The sequence below is a fragment of the Actinocrispum wychmicini genome (genome assembly GCF_004345645.1).
Taxonomy (GTDB): domain Bacteria; phylum Actinomycetota; class Actinomycetes; order Mycobacteriales; family Pseudonocardiaceae; genus Kibdelosporangium; species Kibdelosporangium wychmicini.
This window is the reverse complement of the sequence record NZ_SLWS01000005.1, coordinates 682806-709777: the sequence shown is the minus strand read 5'-3', so window position 1 is coordinate 709777 and position 26972 is coordinate 682806. Positions and strand designations below refer to the sequence as shown.

General features: G+C 69.3%; 33 protein-coding genes and 1 pseudogene. 12 read left to right on the top strand and 22 right to left on the bottom strand.

Going from position 1 to position 26972, the window contains the following annotated elements:
• Positions 1-114: 114 nt before the first annotated feature.
• Entirely contained in the window at positions 115-708 is a 594-nt protein-coding gene (locus EV192_RS25330; RefSeq protein ID WP_132119464.1) for an anti-sigma factor family protein, read from the bottom strand.
• Positions 705-1292, bottom strand: a complete 588-nt coding sequence (gene sigE / locus EV192_RS25325) for an RNA polymerase sigma factor SigE (protein ID WP_132119462.1) — start codon at positions 1290-1292, stop codon at positions 705-707. The genes EV192_RS25330 and sigE overlap by 4 nt, the downstream gene beginning before the upstream one ends.
• 216 nt (positions 1293-1508) lie before the next feature.
• Here sigE and EV192_RS25320 point away from each other — a divergent pair, with 216 nt between their 5' ends.
• Complete coding sequence (locus EV192_RS25320) at positions 1509-2147, top strand: O-methyltransferase (protein ID WP_243727057.1); 639 nt, start codon at positions 1509-1511, stop codon at positions 2145-2147.
• 6 nt (positions 2148-2153) lie between these two features.
• On the opposite strand, the gene glgC is transcribed toward EV192_RS25320, so the two are convergent.
• Positions 2154-3371 carry a glucose-1-phosphate adenylyltransferase gene (gene glgC, locus EV192_RS25315; protein ID WP_132119458.1) on the bottom strand — a complete coding sequence of 406 codons (1218 nt, stop codon included), beginning with the start codon at positions 3369-3371 and terminating at the stop codon, positions 2154-2156.
• 123 nt (positions 3372-3494) lie between these two features.
• Between glgC and glgA the strand changes: the two genes are divergently transcribed.
• On the top strand, positions 3495-4667 hold the full coding sequence (gene glgA, locus EV192_RS25310; protein ID WP_132119456.1) for a glycogen synthase: 1173 nt from the start codon (positions 3495-3497) through the stop codon (positions 4665-4667).
• Positions 4624-4971, top strand: a pseudogene (locus tag EV192_RS57160) (GtrA family protein); the annotation flags it as partial. The gene glgA and the pseudogene EV192_RS57160, both read left to right, overlap by 44 nt.
• Positions 4972-5018: 47 nt before the next feature.
• Here the strand turns inward: EV192_RS57160 and EV192_RS25300 are convergent.
• The gene (locus EV192_RS25300; RefSeq protein ID WP_132119452.1) at positions 5019-6176 is read right to left on the bottom strand and encodes an MFS transporter; all 1158 of its coding nucleotides are present in this window, start codon (positions 6174-6176) and stop codon (positions 5019-5021) included.
• A 13-nt stretch (positions 6177-6189) separates the two neighbouring features.
• Between EV192_RS25300 and EV192_RS25295 the strand changes: the two genes are divergently transcribed.
• Entirely contained in the window at positions 6190-7140 is a 951-nt protein-coding gene (locus tag EV192_RS25295; protein WP_132119450.1) for a LysR family transcriptional regulator, read from the top strand.
• Here EV192_RS25295 and EV192_RS25290 read toward each other — a convergent pair.
• The 6 genes from EV192_RS25290 to EV192_RS25265 form a co-directional block, all read right to left on the bottom strand.
• Complete coding sequence (locus tag EV192_RS25290; protein WP_424923378.1) at positions 7128-8636, bottom strand: leucyl aminopeptidase family protein; 1509 nt, start codon at positions 8634-8636, stop codon at positions 7128-7130. The genes EV192_RS25295 and EV192_RS25290 overlap by 13 nt on opposite strands.
• Before the next feature lie 86 nt (positions 8637-8722).
• A complete protein-coding gene (locus tag EV192_RS25285; protein ID WP_084429709.1) occupies positions 8723-8890 on the bottom strand; it encodes a DUF3117 domain-containing protein in 168 nt (55 codons plus the stop codon).
• Positions 8891-9151: 261 nt separating this feature from the next.
• Positions 9152-9697 carry a DNA-3-methyladenine glycosylase I gene (locus EV192_RS25280; RefSeq protein WP_132119446.1) on the bottom strand — a complete coding sequence of 182 codons (546 nt, stop codon included), beginning with the start codon at positions 9695-9697 and terminating at the stop codon, positions 9152-9154.
• On the bottom strand, positions 9694-10005 hold the full coding sequence (locus tag EV192_RS25275) for a DivIVA domain-containing protein (RefSeq protein WP_132119444.1): 312 nt from the start codon (positions 10003-10005) through the stop codon (positions 9694-9696). The genes EV192_RS25280 and EV192_RS25275 overlap by 4 nt, the downstream gene beginning before the upstream one ends.
• Positions 10006-10033: 28 nt before the next feature.
• A complete protein-coding gene (locus EV192_RS25270) occupies positions 10034-10687 on the bottom strand; it encodes a permease prefix domain 1-containing protein (protein ID WP_132119442.1) in 654 nt (217 codons plus the stop codon).
• Positions 10669-11007, bottom strand: coding sequence for a PadR family transcriptional regulator (locus tag EV192_RS25265; protein WP_132119440.1), 339 nt, complete (start codon positions 11005-11007; stop codon positions 10669-10671). The genes EV192_RS25270 and EV192_RS25265 overlap by 19 nt, the downstream gene beginning before the upstream one ends.
• 41 nt (positions 11008-11048) lie before the next feature.
• Between EV192_RS25265 and EV192_RS25260 the strand changes: the two genes are divergently transcribed.
• Positions 11049-11522, top strand: a complete 474-nt coding sequence (locus tag EV192_RS25260; protein ID WP_165960589.1) for a GNAT family N-acetyltransferase — start codon at positions 11049-11051, stop codon at positions 11520-11522.
• A 24-nt stretch (positions 11523-11546) separates the two neighbouring features.
• Here the strand turns inward: EV192_RS25260 and folP are convergent, their stop codons facing one another.
• Positions 11547-12416 (bottom strand): dihydropteroate synthase, encoded by an 870-nt coding sequence (folP, locus tag EV192_RS25255; protein ID WP_132119436.1) that lies wholly within the window; start codon positions 12414-12416, stop codon positions 11547-11549.
• A gap of 110 nt (positions 12417-12526) precedes the next feature.
• Here folP and EV192_RS25250 point away from each other — a divergent pair, with 110 nt between their 5' ends.
• A complete protein-coding gene (locus tag EV192_RS25250; RefSeq protein WP_132119434.1) occupies positions 12527-13195 on the top strand; it encodes a lysophospholipid acyltransferase family protein in 669 nt (222 codons plus the stop codon).
• A gap of 157 nt (positions 13196-13352) precedes the next feature.
• Entirely contained in the window at positions 13353-14828 is a 1476-nt protein-coding gene (locus EV192_RS25245) for a Dyp-type peroxidase (RefSeq protein ID WP_132119432.1), read from the top strand.
• Between the two features lie 35 nt (positions 14829-14863).
• Here the strand turns inward: EV192_RS25245 and EV192_RS25240 are convergent, their stop codons facing one another.
• From EV192_RS25240 to dapE, 3 genes are read right to left on the bottom strand one after another with little or no spacing between them, the layout of a single operon-like run.
• The gene (locus EV192_RS25240; protein ID WP_165960588.1) at positions 14864-15403 is read right to left on the bottom strand and encodes an LOG family protein; all 540 of its coding nucleotides are present in this window, start codon (positions 15401-15403) and stop codon (positions 14864-14866) included.
• Entirely contained in the window at positions 15403-16164 is a 762-nt protein-coding gene (locus EV192_RS25235; protein WP_132119430.1) for an LOG family protein, read from the bottom strand. The genes EV192_RS25240 and EV192_RS25235 overlap by 1 nt, the downstream gene beginning before the upstream one ends.
• On the bottom strand, positions 16161-17276 hold the full coding sequence (dapE, locus tag EV192_RS25230; protein ID WP_132119428.1) for a succinyl-diaminopimelate desuccinylase: 1116 nt from the start codon (positions 17274-17276) through the stop codon (positions 16161-16163). The genes EV192_RS25235 and dapE overlap by 4 nt, the downstream gene beginning before the upstream one ends.
• Positions 17277-17331: 55 nt before the next feature.
• Between dapE and EV192_RS25225 the strand changes: the two genes are divergently transcribed.
• From EV192_RS25225 to EV192_RS25210, 4 genes are read left to right on the top strand one after another with little or no spacing between them, the layout of a single operon-like run.
• Positions 17332-17562 carry a DUF6364 family protein gene (locus EV192_RS25225; protein WP_132119426.1) on the top strand — a complete coding sequence of 77 codons (231 nt, stop codon included), beginning with the start codon at positions 17332-17334 and terminating at the stop codon, positions 17560-17562.
• Complete coding sequence (locus EV192_RS25220; protein WP_132119423.1) at positions 17559-17981, top strand: PIN domain-containing protein; 423 nt, start codon at positions 17559-17561, stop codon at positions 17979-17981. The genes EV192_RS25225 and EV192_RS25220 overlap by 4 nt, the downstream gene beginning before the upstream one ends.
• Positions 17982-18005: 24 nt before the next feature.
• The gene (gene dapD, locus EV192_RS25215; protein ID WP_132119421.1) at positions 18006-18986 is read left to right on the top strand and encodes a 2,3,4,5-tetrahydropyridine-2,6-dicarboxylate N-succinyltransferase; all 981 of its coding nucleotides are present in this window, start codon (positions 18006-18008) and stop codon (positions 18984-18986) included.
• 39 nt (positions 18987-19025) lie between these two features.
• Entirely contained in the window at positions 19026-19931 is a 906-nt protein-coding gene (locus EV192_RS25210; RefSeq protein WP_243727055.1) for a CHAD domain-containing protein, read from the top strand.
• Here the strand turns inward: EV192_RS25210 and dapC are convergent.
• Together dapC and fdxA are read right to left on the bottom strand one after the other, a co-directional pair.
• Positions 19911-20987, bottom strand: a complete 1077-nt coding sequence (gene dapC / locus EV192_RS25205; protein ID WP_207926222.1) for a succinyldiaminopimelate transaminase — start codon at positions 20985-20987, stop codon at positions 19911-19913. The genes EV192_RS25210 and dapC overlap by 21 nt on opposite strands.
• Positions 20984-21310 (bottom strand): ferredoxin, encoded by a 327-nt coding sequence (gene fdxA / locus EV192_RS25200; RefSeq protein ID WP_132119419.1) that lies wholly within the window; start codon positions 21308-21310, stop codon positions 20984-20986. Before fdxA ends, dapC begins: the two co-directional genes overlap by 4 nt.
• A gap of 135 nt (positions 21311-21445) precedes the next feature.
• Here fdxA and EV192_RS25195 point away from each other — a divergent pair, with 135 nt between their 5' ends.
• Positions 21446-22168: a GNAT family N-acetyltransferase gene (locus EV192_RS25195; RefSeq protein ID WP_132119417.1), complete on the top strand. Its 723-nt coding sequence runs from the start codon at positions 21446-21448 to the stop codon at positions 22166-22168.
• Position 22169: 1 nt separating this feature from the next.
• Here EV192_RS25195 and EV192_RS25190 read toward each other — a convergent pair whose 3' ends face one another.
• The 6 genes from EV192_RS25190 to EV192_RS25165 are packed head-to-tail and all read right to left on the bottom strand — an operon-like array spanning position 22170 to position 26947.
• Positions 22170-22601, bottom strand: a complete 432-nt coding sequence (locus EV192_RS25190) for a YbjQ family protein (protein ID WP_132119415.1) — start codon at positions 22599-22601, stop codon at positions 22170-22172.
• A 51-nt stretch (positions 22602-22652) separates the two neighbouring features.
• The gene (locus EV192_RS25185) at positions 22653-23408 is read right to left on the bottom strand and encodes an MBL fold metallo-hydrolase (RefSeq protein WP_132119413.1); all 756 of its coding nucleotides are present in this window, start codon (positions 23406-23408) and stop codon (positions 22653-22655) included.
• On the bottom strand, positions 23405-23794 hold the full coding sequence (locus EV192_RS25180) for a hypothetical protein (RefSeq protein ID WP_132119411.1): 390 nt from the start codon (positions 23792-23794) through the stop codon (positions 23405-23407). The genes EV192_RS25185 and EV192_RS25180 overlap by 4 nt, the downstream gene beginning before the upstream one ends.
• The gene (mshB, locus tag EV192_RS25175; protein WP_132119409.1) at positions 23794-24636 is read right to left on the bottom strand and encodes an N-acetyl-1-D-myo-inositol-2-amino-2-deoxy-alpha-D-glucopyranoside deacetylase; all 843 of its coding nucleotides are present in this window, start codon (positions 24634-24636) and stop codon (positions 23794-23796) included. The genes EV192_RS25180 and mshB overlap by 1 nt, the downstream gene beginning before the upstream one ends.
• A gap of 27 nt (positions 24637-24663) precedes the next feature.
• A complete protein-coding gene (locus tag EV192_RS25170; RefSeq protein ID WP_132119407.1) occupies positions 24664-25704 on the bottom strand; it encodes an ABC transporter ATP-binding protein in 1041 nt (346 codons plus the stop codon).
• Between the two features lie 34 nt (positions 25705-25738).
• Complete coding sequence (locus tag EV192_RS25165; RefSeq protein ID WP_132119405.1) at positions 25739-26947, bottom strand: ABC transporter ATP-binding protein; 1209 nt, start codon at positions 26945-26947, stop codon at positions 25739-25741.
• Positions 26948-26972 lie beyond the last annotated feature (25 nt).

The window sequence follows — 26972 nt, the reverse complement described above, 5'->3', positions numbered from 1 at the left end:
GGTAAGAGGCAAAGCCCAACGGTTCAGGAACGCGGTGCGGCCGACTTCAGGGACCCGGACATGACGACGAGTCCCCCAAGGATCAGGGGACTCGTCCACCAACAGGCCAAGGTCTCAGCGAATCATCGGACCGATCCCGACCAGGACAGGCACGGCCGCGGGTACCGCGGCATGTACGGGTATCCGCTGCTGGCGGGCCGACGTGTCATTCGTTGCCGCGGGCGCTCCGGAGGGGGCGACGAAGGCCAACGCGCCGAGCACGAGACCCGACACGACCACGCCGGCTCCCTGCGCTGTGCGGCGGCCGCGGCCCAGGACCGAGGGACCCTGGCCAAGACGGGGCGACGACCCCAACGGCGGGCTGGAACCCAACGGGGCTTTGGCGGCCCGGTCCGGCCGCTGGACGGTCACCAACTGGCCGTCCGCCGTCACCGCCAGCTCGTCGGGCATGCCGGGCAGCTCGGTGTTCTGCGGGATCGCCTGGAGGGCGGCCAGCAGCCCCAACGACGCCGAAGGCGCGTCCGCCGAACGGACGACCGCGCGGGCCTGGCGCTGCGATGTGATCTCCGCCGCACACGATGGGCAGCTGCGCATGTGCGCCATCACCCGGTCGTGCGCGTTCGCCGCGAGCTCACCGTCCACGAACGCCACCACGGCGTCCGGCAACAGATGCTGCTCGGGCATACCCCAGCCGCGTAGTGCGGTCATGCGGACGCCTCCTGAGTCATCTCGCGGCGGCGCTCAAGAGAGGCGCGCAGCGCCTGGCGGCCACGGTGGATCCTGCTGCGCACAGTACCCAGCTTGACGCCCAGGGTCGCACCGATCTCCTCGTACGACAGGCCCTCCACGTCACACAGCACGACCGCGGCCCGGAACTCCGGCGGCAGGTCGTCCAGCGCCTCCTGCAGGTCCGGGTCCAGGTGGGTCTCCGTGTACACCTGCTCCGGCGACGGGTCGTCGCCGGCCAGCCGGTCGGTGTCGTCGGGCAGGCCCTCCATGCGCAGCCGCGAGCGGCGGCGCGCCATGTCCAGGAACAGGTTGGTGGTGATCCGGTGCAGCCAGCCCTCGAACGTGCCGGGCCGGTAGGAGGCGAGCGACCGGAACACCCGGATGAACGTCTCCTGCGTGAGGTCCTCGGCGTCGTGCGTGTTGCCGGTCAGCCGGTACGCGAGCCGGTACACCCGGTCGGCGTGCTCACGGACGACCTCGTCCCACGTCGGCGGCGTCCACGTCGGCTGGTCGCCCAGCTCGACGGGCTCGGCCAACGCGACGGCGTCTGTTTGGCTCGTCATGAAGTCGGTGTCCTCCCGCGGACTCAACTGCCCACTGATATCGCTAACGGCGGTTTCGTTCACGGTGTTCCCCACTTCGGCTACGAGACTCCCCTTGTTGTCGACAGCTTCGCTGACGCTGTTAGGGGTGGGGTGAGAAGCGGCTGAGGAGAACCTGAGAATTCCGGCGGTCTGGCGCCACCGGATTCGGCCACCCGACCGCTAATGTCGCATGTCGTGACACCCGAATGGCCGGCCGGGCTGCGGAACTACGTCGAAGACTACCTGGCCGAGGACGAACCGCTGCTCGCCGCCAGAGCCGCCGGGCAGGAGCTCGGCTGTGTGCCGATCGGCCCGGCCGGCGGCGCCACTCTGCAGTTCCTGGCCGCGACCCTGCGCGCGAAGGCCGTCGTCGAAGTGGGCACGGGCGCCGGCCTGAGCGGCGTCTACCTGCTGCGCGGGATGGCCCCGGACGGCGTGCTCACCTCGATCGACGTGCAGCCCGAGCATCAGATCGCGGCGAAACGCGCGTACGCGGCCGGCGGCTTCGGCCCCAGCCGGACCCGGCTGATCATGGGCCGGGCCCTGGACGTGCTGCCCCGGCTGACCGACGCCGCCTACGACATGGTGTTCGTGGACGCGGCGAAGACCGAGTACCCGAACTACTACGAGCAGGGTGTCCGGCTGCTGCGGCCGGGCGGGGTCATCGCCTTCGACAACGTCCTGTGGCGTGGCCGCGTGGCGAACCCCGCTGACCGAGAGCAGGACACCATGGCGTTGCGCGAGGTCACCCGCCTGGTCAAGGACGACGACCGGCTGGTCCCGTCGCTCCTGCCGGTGGGCGACGGCCTGCTGGTGGCCGCCAAGAACACGTGATCCTGGTCACTCGACCCGGGTGCCCTTGCCGAGCACGATGATGCCGGCGGCGCTGACCGTGTAGCGCTCCTTGTCGGCCTCCAGGTCCACGCCGATCTGGGCGCCGTCGGCCACCATCACGTTCTTGTCCAGGATCGCTCGGCGGACCACCGCGCCCTTGCCCACGCGAACGCCAGGCAGGAGCACGCTCCCCTCGACCACGGCCCCGTCGTCGATCACCACGTCCGCGCTGACCACCGATTCACGGACGGACGAGCCGGAGACGATCGTCCCCGGGCCCACGATCGACTCCACCGCGGTGCCCGAGTTGACGAACTTCGCCGGCGGCAGCGGCGGCGTGGCGGTCCGGATCGGCCAGGCCATGTTGTACAGGTTGAAGACCGGGTGGACGGAGACCAGGTCCATGTGGGCGTCGTAGTACGCGTCCAGGGTGCCGACGTCCCGCCAGTAGCCCCGGTCGCGTTCGGTCGCCCCGGGCACTTCGTTGTCGTCGAAGTCGTAGACCGCCGCGGTCCCGTCGTCCACGAGCATGGGGATGATGTCGCCGCCCATGTCGTGGTCGGAGTCGGGGTTGGCGGCGTCCGCGCGGAGCGCCTCGACCAGGGTCTCGGTGCGGAAGACGTAGTTGCCCATCGAGGCGAACGTGACGTCCTCCTCGCCCGGTACGTGCGGCGGGTCCTGGGGTTTCTCCAGGAACTTGGTGATCCGGCCGGTCACGTCCGAGTCGATGCAGCCGAACGACCGGGCGGTCGCGCGGGGCACCCGGATCCCGGCCACGGTCACCCCCATGCCGGACTCGATGTGCCCCTCAACCATCTGGGACGGGTCCATCCGGTACACGTGGTCCGCGCCGAACACCGCGATGTGGTCCGGGCGTTCGTCGTTCACCAGGTTCAGCGACTGGAAGATCGCGTCCGCGCTGCCCGTGTACCACCGCTTGCCCAACCGCTGCTGGGCCGGGACGGGGGTGACGTACTGGCCGAGGATGTTCGACAGGCGCCAGGTCGTGGAGATGTGCCTGTCCAGCGAGTGGGACTTGTACTGGGTCAGCACGCACAGTTTGTGGAAGCCGGCGTTGACCAGGTTGGACAGTACGAAGTCGACGAGCCGGTAGTTGCCGGCGAACGGCACCGCGGGCTTGGCACGGTCGGCGGTCAGCGGCCAGAGGCGCTTGCCTTCCCCGCCCGCCAGCACGATTCCGAGGACAGACGGCTGGCCTTTCACGCCACGGACACTAGCCCGGCCACCGCGATCACGGCCAGATCGAAATGCCCAGCCGGCGACCTTTGGCGTGACGTTCACCCGGGTGCAGGATTCCGGCAACTACAGCAACTACCGTTACCACCTGTGCGAATCGGTCTGTTGACGCGCGAGTACCCGCCGGAGATCTACGGCGGTGCCGGTGTCCATGTGGGTTTTCTGGTGCCGCGCCTGCGTGAGCTCGTCGACGTGGACGTGCACTGTTTCGGTGGCCCGCGGGAGGACGCGTTCTCGCACAATCCCGGCCCGGGCCTGGAACACGCGAACGCCGCCCTGCGGACGCTGTCCGTGGACGTCCTGATGGCGGCCGCCACCGAAAGCGTCGAACTGCTGCACTCCCACACCTGGTACGCCAACATGGCCGGGCACCTGGGCAAGCTCCTGCACGGCGTGCCGCATGTGATCACCGCGCATTCCCTCGAACCGCGCCGGCCGTGGAAGGCCGAGCAGCTCGGGGGCGGGTACCGGTTGTCATCGTGGGTGGAGCGCACCGCCTACGAGGCCGCCGACGCGATCATCGCCGTCAGCGACGGCATGCGGACGGACGTTCTCGACTGCTACCCGGTGCTCGACCCCGCGCGAGTGCACGTAGTACGCAACGGAATCGACACGTCCGCGTACCACCCGGTCGTCGAGACCGACGCGCTTGAGCACTACGGCATCGACCCGGACTTACCGATCGTCGCGTTCATCGGCCGGATCACCCGGCAGAAAGGTGTCGGGCACCTGGTCGCGGCCGCACACCGGATGGACCCGGACGCGCAGCTGGTGCTCTGCGCGGGCGCGCCGGACACGCCGGAGATCGCCGAGGAGACCCGGCGGGCAGTGGCCGAGCTGGCGGAGTCCAGGGCCGGCGTGTTCTGGATCCAGCAGATGCTGCGGCCGGCCGAGGTCCTGCAGGTGTTGAGCCACGCGACCGCGTTCGTGTGCCCGTCGGTGTACGAACCGCTCGGGATCGTGAACCTGGAGGCCATGGCGTGCGCCACAGCCGTGGTCGCGTCCGACGTCGGCGGGATCCCGGAAGTCGTCGACGACGGCCGCACGGGACTGCTCGTGCACTACGACGAGCACGACTCCGAGGCCTACCGGGAGGGCCTCGCGAACGCGGTGAACGCCCTGCTCAGAGACACCGAACGGGCCAAGGCGATGGGGGCGGCGGGGCGCGAACGGGCCGTGCGGGAGTTCTCGTGGGCGACCGTCGCGGAACAGACCGTCGATGTCTACCGGTCCGTCCTGTCTGAGAGTGTCCTCAGTGACTGAGGCGAAGTCTCGTGCTGTGAGCAGGATTTTCACCAGGTACTCGATGGCCTCGCTGCTGGCGACGGGCATCAGCCAGGTGGTGCTGCTGGTCATGTATGGCGTCTGGGATTCCGGCGCGATGACAGCGAGCACCATCGCGTTCCTGGTGGGCGCGGTGCCGCACTTCCTGCTCATTCGAAGGTGGGCTTGGGGCAACACGGGCAGCGCCGGGCGCAGGACCGAGATCGTCGCCTATGTCGTGGTGACCGCCGCGGGCGGCGCGTTGTCCGTCGCCATCACGACGTTGATGGACTGGCTGCTCGACCCGTTGATCGCCGACCACGGCTGGAAGACGCTCAGCCTGATCATCACCTACGTCGCCAGTGGCGCCCCGGTCTTCCTGCTCAAGTTCTTCGCGCTGGACAGGGTCTTCCGCCGGCCGGCCAGCCAGACACCGGCGGCGGCCAGCGACAGCCAGCCGACCGACGCCGCGACCAACGCCACCCAGCCCCACGCCGCGTAGATGCTCGTCCCGGCGGTGCCGCCGACGAACGCCCCGGCGTAGTAACTGCCCGAGTACAGGCCGGACGCGGGGCCTTTGTCCGTCGCGACCTGGTTCACCCATCCGCTGGCGGCCGCGTGCACCGCGAAGAATCCAGCGGTGAACAGGGCGAATCCGATGGCCACCAGCACGATGTTCGTCGGAATCGTCACGATCGCGCCGACCGCTGCCAGGAGGAGCATCGCGAACAGCGCGCGTCGTTTGTCAGCCATACGCCCCACGGTCGCCGAACTGAACGCGCCGATCGCGTACGCCACGAACACCAGGGATGCGACTTGCGGGCTCAGCGACAGCGGCGGCGCGGCGAGCCGGAACCCTATGGCGTTGTACAAGCCCACAAACGCGCCCATGCCAAGGACCGCGACGGCGTAGAGCGCCAGAAGGATCGGCTTGCGCACGGCCGGCTTCAGGTGGATCTTGGTTCGGACCGGCCGAGGGTCGCCTTTGGGCAGCGTCACCACGAGCACGACCGTGGCCAGCGCCCCGAGGACGGCGACCACCGCCGTGCCCGCCCGCCAGGTGCCGACCTGGCCGGCGACGAGCCGACCGACCATGCCGCCGAACGTGTTGCCGGCAATGAGCATGCCAATGGCGTTTATCCGGTCCCGCTCGGCCAGATAAGCCATTGCCACAGCGGGAAAACCGGCAAGCGCGAGACCTTGAACGGCGCGCAGCGCCACCAGGACGCCAAACGACGGGACCAAGGGCACAACGAGGCCGACCACGGCCGCGACGACCACCGACATGAGGAGAACGGGCCGGCGGCCGGTGATTTCCGACAGGAGTGAAAGCGGGATCACACCCAGCGCCAATGCGCCGGTCGCGACCCCGACGGTGAGCGAGGCCTGGGCGGGCGGAATTCCGTACTCGGCGGCGATTTGCGGCAACACCGGCTGGGGTGCGTACAGCAGGGCGAAACTCGCGAGTCCGCCGGCGGCGACCCCGACCGTAATCCTGTCCACGGGCATTCACGGTAGGAACATGGAATTCATCCGTCCAATACGGCACTATCGAGTCATTGATACCCCCGCGTATGAATGGCTGGCCACGGCGATCGCGCCGCGGCTGGCGATGCTGCGCGCGCTTGCCGTCGAGGGCAACGTCACCCGCGCGGCCGAACGTCTGGGCGTGCCCCAACCCACGATCAGCCGTTGGCTGGCCGCACTGGGCGAAGAGGTGGGCGCGCCGCTCGTCGTGAAGGACGGCCGAGGGATCAGGCTGACCCGAGCGGGCCACCTACTCGTGAACGCGGCAACGGCTTCCATGGGCGCGCTTGAGGCGGGAACCCGGCGCGTGGCTGAGGAAGTCGACCCGAACAGCGGCCGGGTCGTCCTCGGTTTCCTGCACATGCTCGGCCGGTCCCTGGTCCCCGAGTTGGTCCGCGCGTTCCGGACCGGACACCCCCGGGTGCGGTTCGGCCTCGTGCAGTCCTCCCGGGACGAAGTGCTCGCCCGGCTCCGCGCCGGCGAGGTGGACCTGGCGTTCTTCGGTCCCCCACCGGACGACCCGGCAGTGCGGTGGGCACCGATGCGACATCAGGAACTGATGCTGACCCTGCCCGAGACCCACCGCCTCGCCGGCCGGTCCCGGGTCCGCATCGCCGAACTGGCCGGCGAGGAGTTCGTGGGCCTGGAACACGGTTTCGGCCTGCGCCAGATCACCGACGACCTGTTCGCGACAGCCGGCTTCATCCCCCGAATGGCCTTTGAGGGCCAGGAAATCGACACCGTCCGCGGCCTGGTCTCGGCCGGCCTCGGCGTCGCCCTGCTGCCGGTCACCGACCAACCGATCCCCGGGCTGGTCGAGATCCCGGTCACCCCCAAGGCCGGCCGACTGGTGGCCCTGGCCTGGCCCGCCCACAACCAGATGGCGCCGGCCGTGCGGGCCTTCCGCGACTACGCCCTCCTCAACGGCCCCGATCAGGTGTCGTGAGTCTGGTAGGAGGCGACCAGTTCGACCAAGGTTCGGGTGGCGAAACCCGTCGCGCCAGGGACGATCTCGTCGACGACCTTCTCCGACCGGGCCGGTCCGGCGATGTCCAGATGGGCCCACGGCAGGCCACCGGTGAACTTCCGCAGGAACAGGGCGGCCGTGATGCTGCCCGGACCGGGCGGGCACTGCTGCCAGTCCGCGACCTCGCTGACGACCGCGTCCTCGTGGTCGGCCAGCAACGGCATCCGCCACCAGGCTTCGCCGCGGCGGGCGCCGGCTTCGACGATCCGGGCGGCGAGGTCGTCCTCGGTGGCGAAGACGCCGCCGGTCCGCGTGCCGAGCGCGATCTTCATCGAGCCGGTCAGGGTGGCCACGTCGACCATCAGGTCCGGGCCGATGTTCCGCACCGCGTAGCCCAACGCGTCGGCGAGGACCATTCGGCCTTCGGCGTCCGTGTTGCTCACTTCGGTGGTCTGGCCGTCGTAGTGGCGGACGATGTCGCCGGGTCGGTACGCGGAGCCGGACACGTGGTTCTCCGCGATCGGCACCAGGCCGGTGACCCGGACCGGCAGGCCGAGGCGGGCCACGGTGACCAGGGCCGAGATCACGGCCGCGCCGCCGGCCATGTCCGTCCGCATCCACTGCATCCCGTCCGCGGGCTTGATCGAGATGCCGCCCGTGTCGAACGTGATTCCCTTGCCGACCAACGCGATGTGCGGACCGGCCGAACGAGAGGGGCGGTAGGACAGGACCACGAACCGCGGCGGTCGGGACGAGCCGCCGCCGACCGCGAGGACGCCGCCGAAACCCTGTGCGGCCATCCAGCGCTCGTCGTACACCGACACCCGCAGGCCCGGTACGTCCGCTGCCAACTTGACGGCCGTCTGCGCCAGCCAGGCCGGATCCTTGATGTTCGACGGGGTGTTGCCCATGTCGCGGGTGGCGACCGTGCCGGCCGCGTACGCGAGCGTCCGCTCAACGGCGGTACGCAGGAGTTCCAACTGGCTCGGTTCACCCGCCACCAGCCGCAGTGCGCGCAGCCGTGGCTTCGGCGCGGTGTTCGTCAGCTTGAACCGGTAGCCGCCCAGGCTCACGCCGAGCACCAGTTCGGTGACCTCCTCCTCGCCCGCCTCCGGCGGCAACGTCAACTGCAGTGCCCTCGGCACCCGGCGGCCGGCGTCGGCCTCGGTCGACGCGCGGGTCTCGAAGGCGCGCACCAACGCCGCGCCTGCCTTGCGCCACTGCCGCGGTTCGCCGTCGCCGATCCCGGCCACCCACCGGACACCCGCGCCCTGGGTGGCCGCGGTGTGCACCTCACCGGCTTTGCCGGTCAGGCCCACCGCGGTCGCCCAGTCCGCCCCGAGGTCCGCGCCGCCAGGACCGAGCAGCGGCGCGAGATCGTCGTCGCCGGCTCGCGCCAGCACCACCAGCGGCAGGCCACGACGGGCCGCCGCGGTCACCTCGATCTCAGGCAACGGGCTCGGTAATGCCGGCATACGCAACTCAGGGCCCCCTCGGACTTGATGTGACGCGGCCCCGGCTCCCTAGTGGACACCGGGGCTGGAGTGGTTCTTTCCAGGCGTCAGCCGGCAGCGGCTTTCAGCGCGTCCCCCAGGGCACTGGCCTCGTCCGGTGACATCTCCACGACGAGTCGCCCACCACCCTCCAGTGGGACGCGCATCACGATGCCCCGACCCTCCTTGGTCACCTCGAGGGGACCGTCACCGGTCCGGGGCTTCATGGCCGCCATAGCGTGCTCCCTCCGTCATAGCCTGCCCACCGCGATCGGGCTGCCAACCGCGGTTAGTGCCATTCTCTCCTATCCACTCACCGCGACGAAATCGAACCGATCTTTTGCGTGTCGTTTGGTTACCACTCGCCGACCAGGTGTGACGGATTCCAGGTCCAGCCCGCGCGAGGGCGACACGCCGAAGTGCGACACGCCGGAACGATTGTTCTAGTGGTTGGTAACGAGCTGGTCACGGTGTCCGGATTGAATTCGGCGGCCATTTCACTTCGCCAGCCAACAGGCGGCGATATGGTCGTCGACGATCCCGGTCGCCTGCATCAACGCGTAACACGTGGTCGGTCCGAGGAACACGAAACCCCGCCGTTTGAGCTCCTTGGCCATGGCCTTCGACTCGTCGGTCACCGCGGGCACGTCCGCCATGGTCCGCGGCCGCCGGTGCCGCTTCGGCGCGAACGACCAGAGCAGCTCGTCGAGCGGTGTGTCCAGGTCGAGCACGGTGCCGGCGTTGCGGACCGCCGCGTCGATCTTGGCGCGGTTGCGCACGATCGACGCGTCCGCCATCAGCCGCGCCTTGTCGTCCTCGGTGAACTCGGCCACCAGCTTCGGGTCGAACCCGGCGAAGGCGCGGCGGAAGTTCTCGCGCTTGCGCAGGATCGTGATCCAGGACAGGCCGGACTGGAACGACTCCAGGCACATCCGTTCGTACATGGCCGTTTCGCCGCGCAGCGGGACACCCCACTCCTCGTCGTGGTACTTCACGTACTCGGGGGTCGAGTCACCCCATGCACAACGCTTCTTCTCGGTCACTCCGCGGCCGCCCGTTCCTCAAGCCTGTGTTCCAGATCCGCGACGTGCGCGCGCAGGTCGTCCAGTTCGGTGCCCAGGCGCCGCAGCACCCAGTCCACCTCGGACATCTTGTACCCCCGCAGCACCAGCTGGAACCGGACATTTCTCAGGTCGTCCGAGGTCACGTCGTCGGCGGGCAGCCTGGTCGGGGACGCGCCCGGCGGCAGCGGCGGCAACTCCTCGCCCCGGCCGAACAGCACCGAGGCCAGGAGGAACACCACGGCCGCCACGAACACCATGACGACGAGGTAGAACAACGCGGTGGTCACCCGGCAATCTTGCCACCAATGCCGGTCGTCAGACGCAGAACAACGCGGTACGCCGGGCCATCACGGCCAGCCTGCCCACCGCGGCCACGCCGACCAGGCTCAGCGCGAAGATCACCGGCGACACGTACAGCCGCTGCGGTTCGAAGATCGCCGTCGCGACCACCAGCGCACTCGTCGCCAGCACGGACGCGCCGACCGTGACGGCTGAGATGCCCGCGGCGCACTTGGCGATCGTGCGGTTGTCCGCGGCCCTGCGCGCCCAGAACCGGCCGACGCACAACGCCAACGCGGTGATCGCCGCGACCGCCCACGTCATGCCGTTGTTCAACTGCGTGAACGGGTACGACCAGGCCGGCACCGGGTCGAGCGGGCCGACCCGGGTCGCCTCCCACAGCAACTGCACGACCGGGAGGACGAACAAGATCGACCACAGGGTCCGTGCGCCGTACGCGGCGGCCAGCTCGGCTTGGTAGTCGCGGGCGATGACCGACGCGGGGCCGAAGTCGCGCACTGCCTGGCATTCGGCGTCGTGCTCGTGGAGCCCGCCCTCGCGGTAGCACTCGGCCGCGTCCCGCAGGCTGTCGCGGGCCTCGGCCAACAGGTCCAGCTTGGCGCGCCTGCTGCCACGTAACCGTCCGTCCAGATCGGTGACGTAGTCGTCTATTACGCCTGCACCGGCCATGGCCCCTCCCCGAGTACGCCCTCTATCGCGGCCGTGAACTCGCGCCATGCCGTGCGCTCCTGCATCAGCGCGCGTTGCCCGGCCTTGGTCAGATGGTAGGTACGGCGTTGGCGGCCGGACACAGTGCTCCACTCACTGGCCACGTACCCGGCCCGCTCCAGCCGGCGCAACGCGGGATACACCGTGCCCGTCGGCAGGTCCAGCGCACCCCCGCTGCGCAGCTGCAACGCCTCGATGATGGCGTATCCGTGCAGTCGCGTGCCGTCCAGAGTGGCGAGCAGCAGCGCGTCAAGATGTCCCCGCAGCACATCCGGCTTCATACGTAGCGACTCTACGGGTTCAAGGGCTTATGGTCACCTGTGTGAACAACGTTACGCTCGCCGGGCCGGACCAGTGGTCGGCCTATCGGGAGATCCGGATCGCGGCACTCACCGACTCCCCCGAGGCGTTCGGCTCCACCCTGGACCGGGAGCTCGGCCTGGCCGAGGCGGAGTGGCGGCGCCGGCTGGCCGACTCGCACACGTTCTTCGGCCACCGGGACGGCAAGCTGCAGGCCATCGCGACAGGCATCACGCTGCCGGACGGCGACGGCGAACTGGTGGGCGTGTGGACGCATCCGAGCGCCCGTGGCACCGGGCTGTCCGCGGAGGTCGTGGGCGCGGTCGTGACCTGGGCCCAGGACCATGACCTGACGCTGTGGGCGATGGTCGCGTCGACCAATCCGGCGGCCGAGCGCTTCTACGCCAAGCTCGGGTTCCGGCGCAGCGGCATCACCACGCCGAACCCGCACCACCCGGACAGCGACGACCACCGGCTGGTGCTGGACCGTCGATAGTCCACAAGCGACTGTCCACTGTGGTCATGCCAGCGCGCGCAGCACCCGGGCCGGCGGCCGGGTGCCGGCGATGCTGGCCACCATCTCGACCGCCCGGCGGGTCTGCCTGACCTCGTGCGCCCGGAACACCCTGGCGCCCGTCCACGCCGCGACCGACGTGGCCGCGAGCGTGCCGTCCACCCGGTCGGCCAGGCCGACGCCGAGGGTCTCGCCCACGAAGTCCTTGTTGGACAACGCCATCAGCACCGGCCAGCCGGTCGCGACCAGTTCGTCCAGCCGGCGCAGCAACTCCAGCCCGTGCCACGTGTTCTTGCCGAAGTCGTGCGTCGGGTCGATCAGCACGCTGTCCGCCGGCACGCCGATCTCGACCATCCGGGTGGCCCGGCCGACCAGCTCGGCCGCCACCTCGGCCACGACGTCCCGGTAACGCACCCGGTGCGGGTCGGTGCGCGGCGCCACGCCGCCCGTGTGCGAGCACACGATCCCCACCCCGAACTCGGCCGCTACCTCGGCCAGCGCCGGATCCGCGCCGGCCCACGTGTCGTTGAGCAGGTCCGCCCCGGCGGTCACGGCCGCGCGGCCCACCTCGTGCCGCCAGGTGTCGACGCTGATCACGATGTCGGGGTACCGGTCGCGGACCGCGGCCACGAACGGCACCACGCGCCGCGCCTCCTCGTCGGCGTCCACGATCTCGCCGTGCGCCCCGGCGCGTACCCCGCCGATGTCCACGATGTCCGCTCCGTCCGCGATGGCGGCTCCCACGGCCGCCATCGCCGCGTCGTCGGCGAAGGTGGCGCCGCGGTCGTAGAAGGAATCCCGCGTTCGGTTGACGATCGCCATCACCAGGGCGCGGTCTTGCGGGACCGGTCGATCACCGAACCGAAGGGCGTGCACGCAACGATCGTGCCACGGCTACCGCGAAGTCACTGAGCGCAACCAGTGTTTTACCGGGGACTCGACGTGGGCCGTTAGAGTTGTGTGCACCCCACCGCAGGAGGATCACAGTGCTCTACCGCGTGCTCAAGGCTTTGTTCGGCGGCGTGTTCAAGGTCGTGTTCCGCCCGACGGTGGAAGGCCTGGAGAACTTCCCGGCCAAGGGCGCGGTGATCCTGGCGAGCAACCACCTGTCGGTGTTCGACAGCTTCGTGATCCCGCTGGTGGTGCCGCGCCAGGTGAACTTCCTGGCCAAGGAGGAGTACTTCGTCGGCCGCTCGCCCATCGCCCGGACGCGCGCGGGCATCATGCGCGCGATCGGCCAGATCCCGGTGGAACGCGGCCAGGCGCGGGCCGGGCTCGCCGCCCTGGACGTGGCCACCGAGGTGCTGCGGAAGGGCCAGGTGTTCGGCATCTACCCGGAGGGCACCCGGTCGCGGGACCTGCGGCTCGGCCGCGGCCACACCGGCGTCGGCCAGCTCGCGCTGACCACCGACGCGGTGGTGCTGCCGGTGGCGTTGATCGGCACCGACCGGATCCAGCCGCCCGGCCAGCGGTTCCCGAAGCCCAGCCGGGTGACCATCCGGATCGGCAAGCCGCTCAGCTTCACCCGCTACGACGGGATGGCCGCGTCCCCCGCGATCCGGCGGGCGGTGACCGACGAGATCATGTACACGATCATGGAGCTGTCCGGTCAGGAATACGTCGACACGTATCACAAGCGCCCCGACGCAGCGTAGGCATCGCACGCTTTCAGTCGTATCCGGTCGGGCCAACTGGACTAATATTACCCCGATCGAGTGAATCACCTTGAAGCGGTGCGCCCCCTTTGGCTCACTGGAAGTAGGGAGGCAGCGAAAAGGGAGCGCTGTCCACCCGCCACAAGGGGGATTCACGATGAGTGATGATGTGTCGGACGCCGCTGCCCGAAATCTGCCGCTGCGGCACTCCGACGAGATCCAGGGTGATGTGCTCGCGGGGTTCCGGAAAGACCACGAGACCGTGGTCCTGCTGCGTTTCCCGGACGATCCGGCACCGGTCCGGCAATGGCTCGCGCGGCTGATTCCGCAGCTCGCGACCACTCGCCAGGTGGCCGCTTTCAACAACGATTTCAGTGCGGCGCGGCGGAATCTCGCCGGCACCGATCCGGTTGGGCTGCGAGCGACCTGGGTGAACCTCAGCCTGACCTATTCCGGCCTGAAATTCCTGATGGGTACGGAACCGTTTCCCGACCAGACCCAGGACGGCGTCAAGGCGTTCGTCCTGGGCGCCTCCGCGCGGGCGGACATCAACGGCGACGGCGGCGAAAGCGCGCCGGAGCGTTGGCTGTTCGGACGTGCGGACCAACCAGTGCACGCGGTGCTGACCGTGGCGTCGGACAGCAGGGAACTGCTTGAGGTTCGCGCGTCCGAGCTGCGGGTGGCCGCGGCGCACGGCGGGCTGACCGTGGTGTTCGAACAGGTCGGCGCCACCCTGCCGGGCGACCGCAAGGGCCACGAGCACTTCGGGTTCAAGGACGGCATCAGCAACCCAGGGGTGGCCGACTTCGACCGCCCCGACCCGGACCACCCCGAGCAGGTGGCCGGCAAGCCGGGCACCAGGATCGTGCCGGCCGGGGAGTTCGTGGTGGGCCTGCCGCTGCTCCAGCGGCCCGACCCGGGCCTGCCGGAGTGGGCGAAGAACGGCTCGTTCCAGGTGGTGCGCAGGCTCGCGCAGGACGTGCCGGCGTGGTGGGCGCAGGTGGCGGCCGCGCGCAGGACCCTCGATCAGGCCGGGGTGGAACTGCCGGTCGGCTCGGGCGCGGAATGGGTGGCCGCGCGTGCGGTCGGGCGGTGGCGTTCCGGCGCGTCCGTCGCGCACAACCCGAACGCCGAGCCGCCGACGAAGCCCGGCGCGCCCGACGACAACCTGATCAGCTACGCCGACGACAAGGAAGGCCACACCACCCCGGTCTTCGCGCATATCCGCAAAACCAACCCACGTGATCATTTCGGTCCCGACCACAAGGTCGCGGACACCCGTCGGATCATCCGCCGGGGAATTCCGTACGGCCAGCCGTTCGACCCGGCCGCCGGGCCGGGGCACGGGCCGGACGCCGACCGCGGCCTCGTTTTCGTCGCCTACATGTCGGATCTGGCGTTCCAGTTCGAGTTCCTGCAGAGCGCGTGGATCAACAACACCGGATTCCCGCCGCCCGGCCAGAACGGAAAAGACCCGGTGATCGGCCAGGACAGTGACGTGAACCTGAAGCTCGACACGGTTCCGGACGGCAAGCCACTGCATTTCGCACAATTTGTTCGGACGGAGGGGACGATCTATGCTTTCGCGCCCGCGATCAGCACGCTGCGTGATCTCGCGCAGCGACGACCGTGACATGTGATCGGTGAATCGGACCGCCCGCGTGAGCGTCAGTTCACGCGGGCGAACTTGTCCAGCAGGATCGCGGGATCGTCGGAGATCTCGATCATCGACCGGGTCGCCGGCTTCAGGAAGCCCTCGGCCACCATGTGGTCGGCCATGGTGACCAGCGGCCGGTAGAAGCCGTCCAGGTCGACCAGGCCGATCGGCTTGTCGTGGATGCCTAGGTGGGCCCACGTCCACACCTCGAACAGCTCCTCAAGCGTGCCGATGCCGCCGGGCAACGCCAGGAAGCCGTCCGCCAGCTCGGCCATCTTCGCCTTGCGCTCGTGCATGGTGTCCACGACGTGCAGCTCGGTCAGGTCGGTGTGTGGCGTCTCCTGTGAGAACAGGCCGGCCGGGATCACGCCGATCACCTTCCCGCCCGCGGCCATCGCCGCGTCCGCCAACGCCCCCATCGACCCGACGCGCGCGCCGCCGTACACCAACGTGATCCCCCGGGACGCCAGCAGCCTCCCCAGGTCCGCCGCGGCGTCCATGTACCGCGTCCCGGTGCCCGTCGCCGAACCGCAGAAGACACAGACGCGCACTAGTGGACTTCCTCCCACGCCCGGTAGGCGTCCTCGACCACGCTCACCGCGTCCTCGACGCTGTCGGTGACGTGCACCAGCGCCAGGTCCTTCTCACCGATCTTGCCGCTCTTGAACACCGTGTCCTGCAGCCACGAGTGCAGCCCGCCCCAGTACTCGGTGCCGAACAGCACGATCGGGAACTTGGTCACCTTCTTGGTCTGCACCAACGTGAGCGCCTCGAACAGCTCGTCCAGGGTGCCGAACCCGCCGGGCAGGCAGATGAACGCCTGCGCGTACTTGATGAACATCGTCTTGCGGACGAAGAAGTACCGGAAGTTCACACCCAGGTCGACCCACGGGTTCAGGCCCTGCTCGAACGGCAGCTCGATGCCCAGCCCGATGGACAGGCCACCGGCCTCCGAACAGCCCCGGTTGACCGCCTCCATCGCACCGGGGCCGCCCCCGGTGATCGCGGCGAACCCGGCCTCGGCGAGCGCCTTGCCGATGTCCAGCCCCAGCTGGTAGTCCGGGTGGTCCCGCTGGGTACGGGCGGACCCGAAGACCGTGACCGCGCGGGGCACCTCGGCGAGCGCGCCGAAGCCCTCCACGAACTCAGCCTGGATCCGCATCACCCGCCACGGATCGGTGTGCACCCAGTCGGACGGGCCGCGGGAGTCCAGCAGACGCTGGTCAGTGGTGGTCGGTTCGTCGCTGCGCTCCCGCCGCAGGGTCACCGGGCCCCGTTGCTTCTCCCTGGGGCGATCCTCATTTATCGTCATTGGCTCGATTCTAGTTGTCCGCCACCGTCCATCCGGTGACCTGCCGGTTTCGGCATGACGAACTGCTTGAGCACGGTCGCGCAGTCCCGGATCTGGCCGATGTGGACATGCTCCTCCTGGGTGTGCGCCAACGTCGGGTCCCCCGGCCCGAAGTTCACCGCGGGCATGCCCAACGCGGCGAACCTGGCCACGTCCGTCCACCCGAGCTTCGCCACCGGCGCTCCCCCGGCGGCCAGCACCAACTCCTGGGCCGCGGCGGCTTTCAGGCCGGGCAACGCACCCGCGGCGAAGTCCGTCACGGTCACGTCGAATCCCTCGAACAACGCGCGCAGGTGCTGCTCGGCCTGCTCTGGCGTGCGGTCCGGCGCGAACCGGTGGTTGACCCCCAGCACCGCCTCGTCCGGCACGACATTCCCGGCGACCCCACCCGAGATCTTCACGGCCTGCAACCCTTCGCGGTACTCACAACCGTCGATGTCCACAACGCGCGGCCGGTACTCGTTCAACCGGGTCAACGCCTCGCCCAGAGCGTGGATCGCGTTGACACCCATCCACCCCCTGGCCGTGTGCGCCCGCTTGCCGGTGGCCCGGACCTCCACCCGCATGGTCCCCTGGCAGCCCGCCTCGATCACCCCGTTCGACGGTTCGCACACCACAGCCAGATCGCCGTCGAGCCACTCCCGGTGCTCCCGCTCGACCCGCCCGAGCCCGTTGCGCGCGGCCTCGATCTCCTCACAGTCGTAGAACACGAACGTGAGGTCCCTGGCCGGCTCGGTGACGGTCGCGGCGAGATGCAGCATGACCGCGTCCCCGCCCTTCATGTCCACGGTGCCGCAGCCGTGCAGGATGTCGCCTTCGCGCCGGGACGGGTGGTTGTCGTTGATCGGAACCGTGTCGATGTGCCCGGCGAACACGACCCGGGAGTCCCGGCCCAGGTTGGTCCGCGCGAGGACCGTGTTGCCGGACCTCAGCACCTCAAGGTGGTCGAGCTTGCGCAGGGCCCGCTCGACGGTGTCGGCCAGCTCACCCTCGGTCTCGGAGACGCTCGGGACGTCCACAAGGGCGACGGTGAGATCAACAGGATCAGCGGCGAGGTCCAGTTCAAGGGTCACCAGTCAAACGCTACGGCACGCGATTGTCGCGTGGAGCACGTGTCATACTGTGCTCATGAAGAGAAATCTCACGATCCAACTCGACGAGGAAGTCGTCCGAGAAGCCAAGGTCCTCGCCGCGAAACGTGGCACATCGGTCAGCAGCCTACTGGCGCACTATGTGACGAAGATGACCTCGGATCGACAACGGTACGAAGAGGCCAAAACACGCGCGCTCAAGGCAATGGACAGCGCCGTCGATCGCGGCGGCGTCACCTGGACACGTGAGGAACTCTACGACCGTTGAACTTCACCTTCATCGACACCAACATCTTGATCTACGCCCACGACAAGGGCCAGGCGGGCAAGTACAAGATCGCTCAGGAGTCTCTCCAACAACTGTGGGAGACCGACACCGGCACGCTCAGCACGCAGGTGCTGCAGGAGTTCTATTCAGTTGCCACAAGGAAACTCAAACCCGCCATGTCGCACCGAGAAGCGAGGGACATCGTCGCGGCCTACGGCGAGTGGTGCGTCATGAACACCGACACGCAACTGCTCGTGTCCGCGAGCATGCTGTGCGAGCGGCACAGCGTGTCGTGGTGGGACGCGCTGGTGATCGAGGCGGCGCTTCGGTCGGGGGCGACCACGCTGCTGTCCGAGGACCTGCAGGACGGGCGACAGTTCGGCACGGTGACCATTCGCAACCCGTTCGCTGGCGATTGAGCGGGCGTTGGTTACCGTTGGTCTGTGAGTGAGCAGGAGTTGAACACGGGCGGGGCCGCCGCGGTCGGGTTGGCCACCGTCGCCGATGACGGGACTGTGCTGGACGCGTGGTTTCCCAAGCCCAAGCTGGGTGAACCGCCGACGGCGGGGACGCGGCGACTGTCCGAGCAGGACGCCGCGGAGGAGTTGGGGACCGGGGTTTCCGCGTTGCTCGGGCCGGACGACGACCGGCGGGTCGAGGTGATCGCGGTCCGGACAGGGATCGATTCGCTGGCGGACGCCCCGCATGACGCGTACGACGTCTACCTCCGGCTGCACCTGCTGTCGTACCGGCTGGTCCGGCCGAACACGGTGAGCCTGGACGGCATCTTCGGGCTGCTCGCGAACGTGGTGTGGACCAACCATGGGCCTTGTCCGGTCGAGGACTTCGCGGCCACGCGGATGCGGTTGCGGGCCAGGGGCGCGGTCACCGTGCACGGGATCGACAAGTTCCCGCGGATGGTCGACTACGTGGTTCCCGCCGGGGTCCGGATCGCGGACGCCGACCGGGTCCGGCTCGGCGCGCATCTGGCGAGTGGCACGACCGTCATGCACGAGGGTTTCGTGAACTACAACGCCGGCACGCTCGGGTCCTCGATGGTGGAGGGACGAATCTCACAGGGCGTCGTGGTCGGCGACGGGTCGGATGTCGGTGGCGGGTCGTCGGTGATGGGGACGTTGTCCGGCGGCGGCAAGGAGGTCATCACGGTCGGCGAGCGGTGCCTGGTCGGGGCCAACGCCGGGATCGGGATCTCGCTCGGGGACGACTGCGTGGTGGAGGCCGGTTTGTACGTCACCGCCGGCACCAAGGTGTCCCTTCCGGACGGTCGGCTGGTCAAGGCGCGGGACCTCAGTGGCTCGGACGGCATCCTGTTCCGGCGCAACTCCAGCACCGGTGCGGTGGAGGTCGTGGAGCGAAACAGTGTCGGCGTTCACCTGAACGCGGCACTTCACGCCAACGATTGACCGAGTAAGCACACTTTCTGTTCACCTAAGATTCACTAGGTGACGACATTCCTGACGCCGGTCGACCTCGGGCTCGCGCCCGAGCCTTCGACCGCCAGACGTAAGGATCCGCCTGCCGTCCATGTGCGCGTCAGGCTGGACTCCCAACTGCGTGCGCTGCTGGAGTACGAGTCCGGTACCCGGTCCGGACTCGACCCGGAGGACCTGCACCAGATGCGGGTTGCCGTCCGGCGGCTGCGCGCGGCCATCAACGCCGAAGGTGCCGGGCTCGGCGACGCGGCCGAGCATCTGCAGACCGAGCTGAAATGGCTCGGCAACGTCCTCGGCCCGGTGCGTGACCTCGACGTCCAACTCGACCGTCTCCGGGCCGAGGCGGCCCTGTTCGAGGATGACGAGCGCGCCGCGGTCGAACGCCTGCTCGCCGGCCTGATCGCGGAACGCAAGACGGCTCGCCGGCGGATGCTCGCCGCACTGCGCTCGAAGCGGTACACGGCCCTGTTGGCGGCCCTTGCGGCCGCCGCGAACTCCGAGCCCGGCGCTACCAACAGCAAGCGCGCGACCGCGATGACCGACGTGATCCTGAAGCCGTACCGCAAGCTCCGCAAAGCCGTGGCCGCCCTCGGTGAGGACCCGCCCGACGACGACCTGCACGCCCTGCGGATCAAGGGCAAGCGTTTGCGCTATGCCGCCGAACTGGTCGGCCGGCCGGCGAACGACCTGGTCAAGGCCACCAAGGGGTTCCAGGAGGTGCTGGGCGAGCACCAGGACGCGGCGGTCGCCGAGGAGACCATCCGCCGGCTGCTCGTCGAGCACGAGGATCCCGAGGTGATCTTCGTCGCCGGCCGGCTGGTCGAACGGGAACACGCCCGCCGCCTCGCCTTCCGCGCGCAGTGGCGGGACAAGTGGGCGGCCGTGGACGAGTTCTCAGAGACGCTCGGCCGCTGAGGCGACCCGCTCGTCGGTGGCCGTGAGCGCCACCCGGACGTGCTGGGCGCCGGTCGGACCGTAGAACGTGCCGGGCGCGACAAGGATGCCGCGTTCGGCCAACCACGCCACGGTCTGCCAGGCGTCCTCACCTCGGGTGGCCCACAGGTACAGGCCGGCCTCGGAGTGGTCGATCCGGAACCCGGCCCCCTCGAAGGCCTGGCGCAGCACGGTCCGGCGGGCACGGTAGCGCTCGCGCTGGACGTCGACATGGGAGTCTTCGGACAGCGCGGCCGTCATGGCCTCCTGCACCGGGCGCGGCACGATCATGCCGGCGTGCTTACGCACCGCCAGCAGCCGGGCGACCAGGGTGGGATCGCCGGTGACGAACCCGGCCCGGTAGCCGGCCAGGCTGGACGACTTGGACAGCGAGTGCACCGCGAGGATCCCCTCGTGCGACCCGCCGCTCACGCCCGCGTCGAGCACGGACACCGGCCGGGCCTCCCAGGCCAACGACAGGTAGCACTCGTCGGACACCACGGTCGTGCCGCGTTCCCTGGCCCAGTCGACGACCTTGCGCAGGTGCTCGGCCGGCAACACCCGGCCGGTCGGGTTGGACGGCGAGTTCAGCCAGACCATCGCCGGGCGGCGTGGCCCGAGCGCGGTCAGGCCGTCGGCCCGGACCACCTCGGCCCCGGCGAGCAGCCCGCCGACCTCGTACGTCGGGTACGCCAGTTCGGGGATGACGACGAGGTCACCGGCGCGGACCCCGAGCAACGTCGGCAGCCACGCGACCAACTCCTTGGAGCCGATCGTCGGGAGTACCGATACGGCGTCGACACCGCCGACGCCGTATCGCCGTCCCAATGCCTCGACTGCCGCCTGACGCAGCTCCGGGGTGCCGTGCGTGGTGGGATACCCGGCCCGGTCGGAGACTGACGCCAGCGCGGCCCTGATCCTGTCCGGGACCGGGTCGACCGGTGTGCCCACCGAGAGGTCGACCAGGCCGTCCGGATGCGCCCTCGCCCGCGTCGCGTGCTCGGCCAGCGAGTCCCAGGGAAAGTCGGGCAGCCTCAATGCTCGGTCTCTTGCGGCGGGAGGTCCTTGATCCACTGCGGGTCGGCCGAGACCTTGCCCACCTTGGAGGCCCCGCCGGGCGAGCCCAGCTCGTCGAAGAAGTCGACGTTCGCCTTGGTGTATTCCTTCCACTGGTCGGGAACGTCGTCCTCGTAGTAGATGGCCTCAACCGGGCACACCGGCTCGCAGGCACCGCAGTCGACGCACTCGTCCGGGTGGATGTAGAGCATCCGGTCGCCTTCGTAAATACAGTCGACGGGGCACTCTTCAATGCACGCCTTGTCGAGCAAATCGACGCAGGGCTCGGCGATGACGTAGGTCACGGTGCTCTGCTCCTTCTCCCAGCAGTCTTGATACGCGCGTTCGGGAGCGCGTCTCGCGTCAGTATCCTCCGTCAGCGCGCTGGACCTGTACCCGGTCACCAATGGGTGACCTGCGTCTCAGCTCAGAATCCTGGTATGGACGAGATCACCCGGTTGGACAGGCTGTGCGCGGCGGCGTGGCCGGCGCTGGTCGACGAGCCGTTGGGCGACTGGCGGATGCGTGCCGCGGGTGGGTTCACCGGACGCGCGAACAGCACGCTGACCACGGGCGATCCCGGTGTCGACGTCGCCGAGGCGCTGCGCCGGACCGTCGATTTCGCCGAGGTGCACGGGATCAGGCCGTGCGCGCACGTGATCATGGGCTCCCCCGCCGAGGCCGCCATCGACCGGTCCGGTTGGGCGGTGAACACGGACCATCCGGGCGGCGCGGAGTCGCTCGTGATGACCGGTCCACTTGTCGCGGGCTCGCACCCAGGGGCGGCGGTACTGGACACGCCGTCGGACGAGTGGTGGGAGCTGGCCGCTGGAACGCAGACGCCGACAGCGGCGCAACGGCACGTGCTCAGCTCCACGCCAGGCGTCGGATACGGCGTCGTCTACGGCGACAACCAGCCTGTGGGCGCTGTCCGTGGCGCGGTGGTCGGGGACCTGCTGCACGTGTCCCGACTGGCTGTGCGGCCCAGCCACCGGCGGCTCGGTCTGGCGGCGGGGCTGCTGCGGGTGCTGTACACGTGGGCGGCCGGGAAAGGCGCGCGTCGGCAGGCGTTGCAGGTCGCCATCGGCAACACGGCCGCGATCCGGCTGTACTCGACGCTTGGCTGCGTCGAGCACCACCGGTACCGCTACTGGATCCCCTGACTCAGCCCTGTTGCTGCGGGTAGCCCTGTTGCTGCTGCTGGTAAGCCTGCTGTGCCGGCGCGGCCTGCTGTTGCGGCTGGGCGCCGTCCGGGACGACGTACACCGCGGTGCCGTACGCCGCGATCTCGCTGGCGGTCTGCGCGATCTCGTTGCAGTCGAACCGCATGCTGAGAATGGCGTTGGCGCCGAAGGCCATGGCCTCCGCGCACAGCCGGCCGAGCGCCTCGTTGCGGGAGTCGGACAGCAGCTTCGACAGGCCCTTCAACTCACCGCCCGCCATCGCCTTGAAGCCGGCACCGATGTTGGAGAACATGTTTCGGCTGCGCACGGTGAGGCCGAACACCTCGCCGAACACCCGGACCACCCGGTAGCCCGGCAGGTCGTTCATGGTCGAGAGCAGGATCGGGAACTGCGGCTGAGCCGGTTGAGTCATGAGCGGATGGTAACGGCCGCACCGGCTTTTCGCGGGGGGTATCGGACCAGTTCAGGGGTGTGTTTCACGACCCTGGTGGGCGGCTGGGAAAGCGACACTCGCGCCCTCTTCCGCACAAATCACCGCACCGGGAAACTCGGTGGCGGCGTCCCGGACCGCTTGGGCCCGGTCGCTGCCCGGCCAGAAGTGGCTCAGCATCAGCCTCTTCGCGCCGGCGCGGGCGCCCCAACGGCCGGCCTCCCGGGCGGTCATCAGCGTTCGCGGACCGTCCTGCGGGGTGGTCAGGGTCGCTTCGACGATGAACAGGTCGGCCGCGCGGCCCAACTCGGCCAGCGCCGGGTCCGGCCCGGTGTCGCCGGTGTACGCGACCGTGGCGTCCTTTGTGGTCAGCCGGACACCGGCGTTGGGCACGTGATGCGGCAACAGGACCCCGGTCAGCCGGAACGGTCCGACCTCGTGACTCCCGGGCAGGTCGACGATGTCGAAACTCGCCGCCAGCGGCGGCCTCGGCTCGACCGCGCTGAGCCGCTGGACCACGCCTGGTGTGCAGAACAGCGGGATCCGCGGGGCTTCGGCGTAGTAGCGGGCGCGGAGGACGGCGTTGAGGTCGACGCAGTGGTCCGGGTGCTCATGGGTGATGACGACGGCGTCCAGCGCCTCGGCCGGGCAGTGCTCGAACAGCCTGGACGCCACCCCGAACCCGAGGTCGACCACCAGCTGGAACCCTTCGTGCTCAAGCAGGAACCCGCTGCACGCGCGGCCCGGCTCGGGCCACGCCCCGCAGCTGCCGAGAACCGTCAGCTTCATCGCCGGGCGGCTCGGCCGATGACGCCACCGAGGGCCACCGCACCGGCGAGCGAGCCGCCTCCCAGCAACAGCAGCGCCCGCCAGTCCGGGATCAGCACGATGTCACCGCCCGGCCCGCTGAACGCCGAGACGAGCACGATCAGCAGCCAGGCCGCCAATGGCGCACCCGCGATGGCGAGGCTCGGCGACAACTGGCCCGCGCGTCGCACGAACATCGGCACGGTCAGCAACGCGACCACCGCGGTGATCGGGAACGGGAAACCGCCCCACAGCATCGGCAACAGGTAGCCGTCGAACCGCAACGGCAGGTACAGCACTTCGAACGCGGCCAGGAAGAGGCTGCAGACGACCAGCCACACCAGATACGCCCAGTCCCGACCGCGCATCACAGGCCGCCGAACAGGTCCGTGGCCGCGCCCGCAGCACGCCCCGCGGCCAGCACGTAGTACTCAGAGTCCACAATGGGCTGTGCGATGCCGTTGGACAACGCGTAACACGACCAGCCGGAATCGTTCTGCCACACCGAGATCTGGGTCTGGTGCGCGCGCAGCGCCCGAAGCTTCGCGTCCAGGTGGTCGGCGACCGGGACGACCGTGGTGATCACACCGTCGTCGGTCACCGGCAGCTCACCCGGGCGGGGTAGCCGGAACGGGAGGTCCGGCACCGCGGCGAGTTCGCCGACCCCCGCGTCAGTGGCCTTTTTGGACGTCACCACATGGAAGATCCGGTCGACCTCCGCCTGCGCGCACGCCGCCATGGTGATGTCGTGCGCACGGATGTGGTCCGGATGCCCGTAGCCGCCGTCCGGGCCGTACGTCACCACGACGTCCGGCTTGACGTCCCGCAACACCGCCAGCAGCGCGTCGACCTGTTCGTCCGTCGAGCCCTGGACGAACGCCCGGGGATGGCCGTTCGACTCGACCCCGACCATGCCCGAGTCACGCCACCGGCCGATGCCACCGAGATAACGGTGGTCGACGACGCCCAACGCGGCGCACGCGGCCCGCAGCTCACCGTTGCGGTACCCGCCGAGCTGGTCCGCCTCGGCCGCGGCGAGCAGGGCGAGACCATCCGGGATGATCTCGCCCTCCTCGCCGAGCGTGCAGGTCACCAACGTGACATGGGCGCCGTTCGCGGCATACCGGGCGATGGTGCCGCCCGTCCAGAGACTCTCGTCGTCCGGATGGGCGTGCACCAGCAACAACCGGGGTGGAGCAGTCAGCGTCACGCGCAACAGCCTAGGTGACGGGTGTCCCTACAGGACGTCCCGCTCCTCGGCGAAGTGACACGCGGACACCAGCCCACCCGAGCCGTGCGCGACCAGCTTCGGCTCCTCGGTGGCGCAGATGTCCTGCGCCTTCCAGCACCGGGTCCGGAACCGGCAGCCCGACGGCGGGTTCACCGGGCTGGGCACGTCACCCTTGAGCACGATCCGCTGCCGCTGGCGTTCCTGCCGCGGGTCCGGCACCGGCACCGCGGACAGCAGCGCCTGCGTGTACGGGTGGGTCGGCCGGTTGTAGATGTCCTCCCGCGGCCCGATCTCCACGATCTTGCCGAGGTACATCACCGCCACCCGGTGCGAGATGTGCCGCACCACGGACAGGTCGTGCGCCACGAACAGGTAGGTGAGGTTGAGGCGTTCCTGCAGCTCCTCCAACAGGTTCACCACACCCGCCTGCACCGAGACGTCCAAAGCGGACACCGGCTCGTCGAGCACCACCAGCCGCGGGTTCAACGCCAACGCCCGCGCGATGCCGATGCGCTGCCGCTGGCCGCCGGAGAACTCGTGGCCGTACCGGTTGCGGTGCTCCGGGTTCAGGCCGACGAGCCGGAGCAGTTCGTCGACGTGCTCCTGCTTCGCGGCGCCGCTGCCGTCGAACCCGTGGATGTTGAACGGTTCCGACACGATGTCATTGATCCGCCAGCGCGGGTTCAGCGACGCGTACGGGTCCTGGAACACGATCTGCATGTCCTTGCGGATGACACGCATGTCCCGGTTGCCCATCGTGGTCAGCTCGCGGCCGTCGAACCGCACCGACCCCGAGGTGGGCCGGTGCAGCTGCAGCACGGCACGTCCGGTGGTGGACTTGCCGCACCCGGACTCGCCGACCAGGCCGAGGGTCTCGCCGGGCTGGACCGCGAAACTCACCCCTGAGACGGCGTGCACCTGGCCGATCGTCCGGGGGATGATCCCGCCGCCGCGCACCGGGAAGGTCTTGACCAGGTCGGTGACCTCGAGCAACGGAGTCTGCCCGGTGCCGCCGCCGGCCGTGTCCACATCTGCCTGGGCGGTCATGATGCCGCCTCCGCTGGGACAAGTACGTCGGCGGTCATGAGCTTGCCTCCTCGGCTTCCTCGCGCTGTTCCTCCAGGTGCTTCTCGACCGCGTCCAGCTCCGCCGCGCTGAGGTCCTCGACCTGCACGACGTCCGGCATGGCCTCGACCAGCACCGCCGGGTTCTCGATCACGCCGATCTCGTCACTGACGAACAGCTTGCGCGGCTCGTCGAGGCCGGACAGGTGCTGCCAGCGGACACAGCGGGTGCTGTGCCCGGACTGGCCGATCTCCAGCAGTTCCGGCTCGCGGTCGGTGCACTCGTCCAGCGCCAGCGGGCACCGCGGCGAGAACGAACACCCGCTGGGCAGGTTCATCAACGACGGTGGCGCGCCCTTGATCGGGGTGAGCCTGCGGCCGAGCATCGCCGGGTTCGGGATGGACCCGAGCAGGCCGACGGTGTACGGCATCCGGGGCTCCTCGAACACCTCGTAGACCGTGCCGGACTCGACGATCGTGCCGCCGTACATCACCTGCACGCGGTCGACCATCCCGGCCACGACACCGAGATCGTGCGTGATCATCATGATCGCCGCGTTGGTCTCGTCCCGGATCTCCAGCAGGGTCTCCAGGATCTGCGCCTGCACGGTCACGTCGAGCGCGGTGGTCGGCTCGTCGGCGATGATCAGCTCCGGGTCGTTGATGATCGACATGCCGATCACGGCCCGCTGCCGCATGCCGCCGGAGAACTCGTGCGGGAACTGCCTGGCCCGCCGGTCCGGCTGCGGAATGCCCACCAGCGCAAGGGTTTCCACGGCCTTGGCCCACGCCTTGGCCTTGGACACCTCGTGGTGCGCCCGGTACGCCTCGGCCAGCTGCCAGCCGACCGTGAACACCGGGTTCAGCGAGGTCATCGGGTCCTGGAAGATCATCGAGACCTTGTTGCCCCGGTACGGCCGCATCTTCTTGAACGGCAGGCCGACCAGCTCGTCGCCGAGGAACTTGATCGACCCGGTGATCTTGGCCGTCTTGGGCAGCAGGCCCATGATCGCCATGGACGAGACCGACTTGCCCGATCCCGACTCACCGACGATCCCGAGCACTTCCCTGCGGCCCAACGAGAACGACACGTTCCGGACCGCGTGCACCACGCCGTCCTCGGTGCCGAAGTCGACCGACAGGTCATTGATCTCCAGCAGCCGCGAGTCCGTGGCCAACACGTCCGTCGGCGCGCCCTGCAACGCGGTGTCTCCGAAGTCGGTCATGATGCCGCCTCCGCGGGGAAAAGTA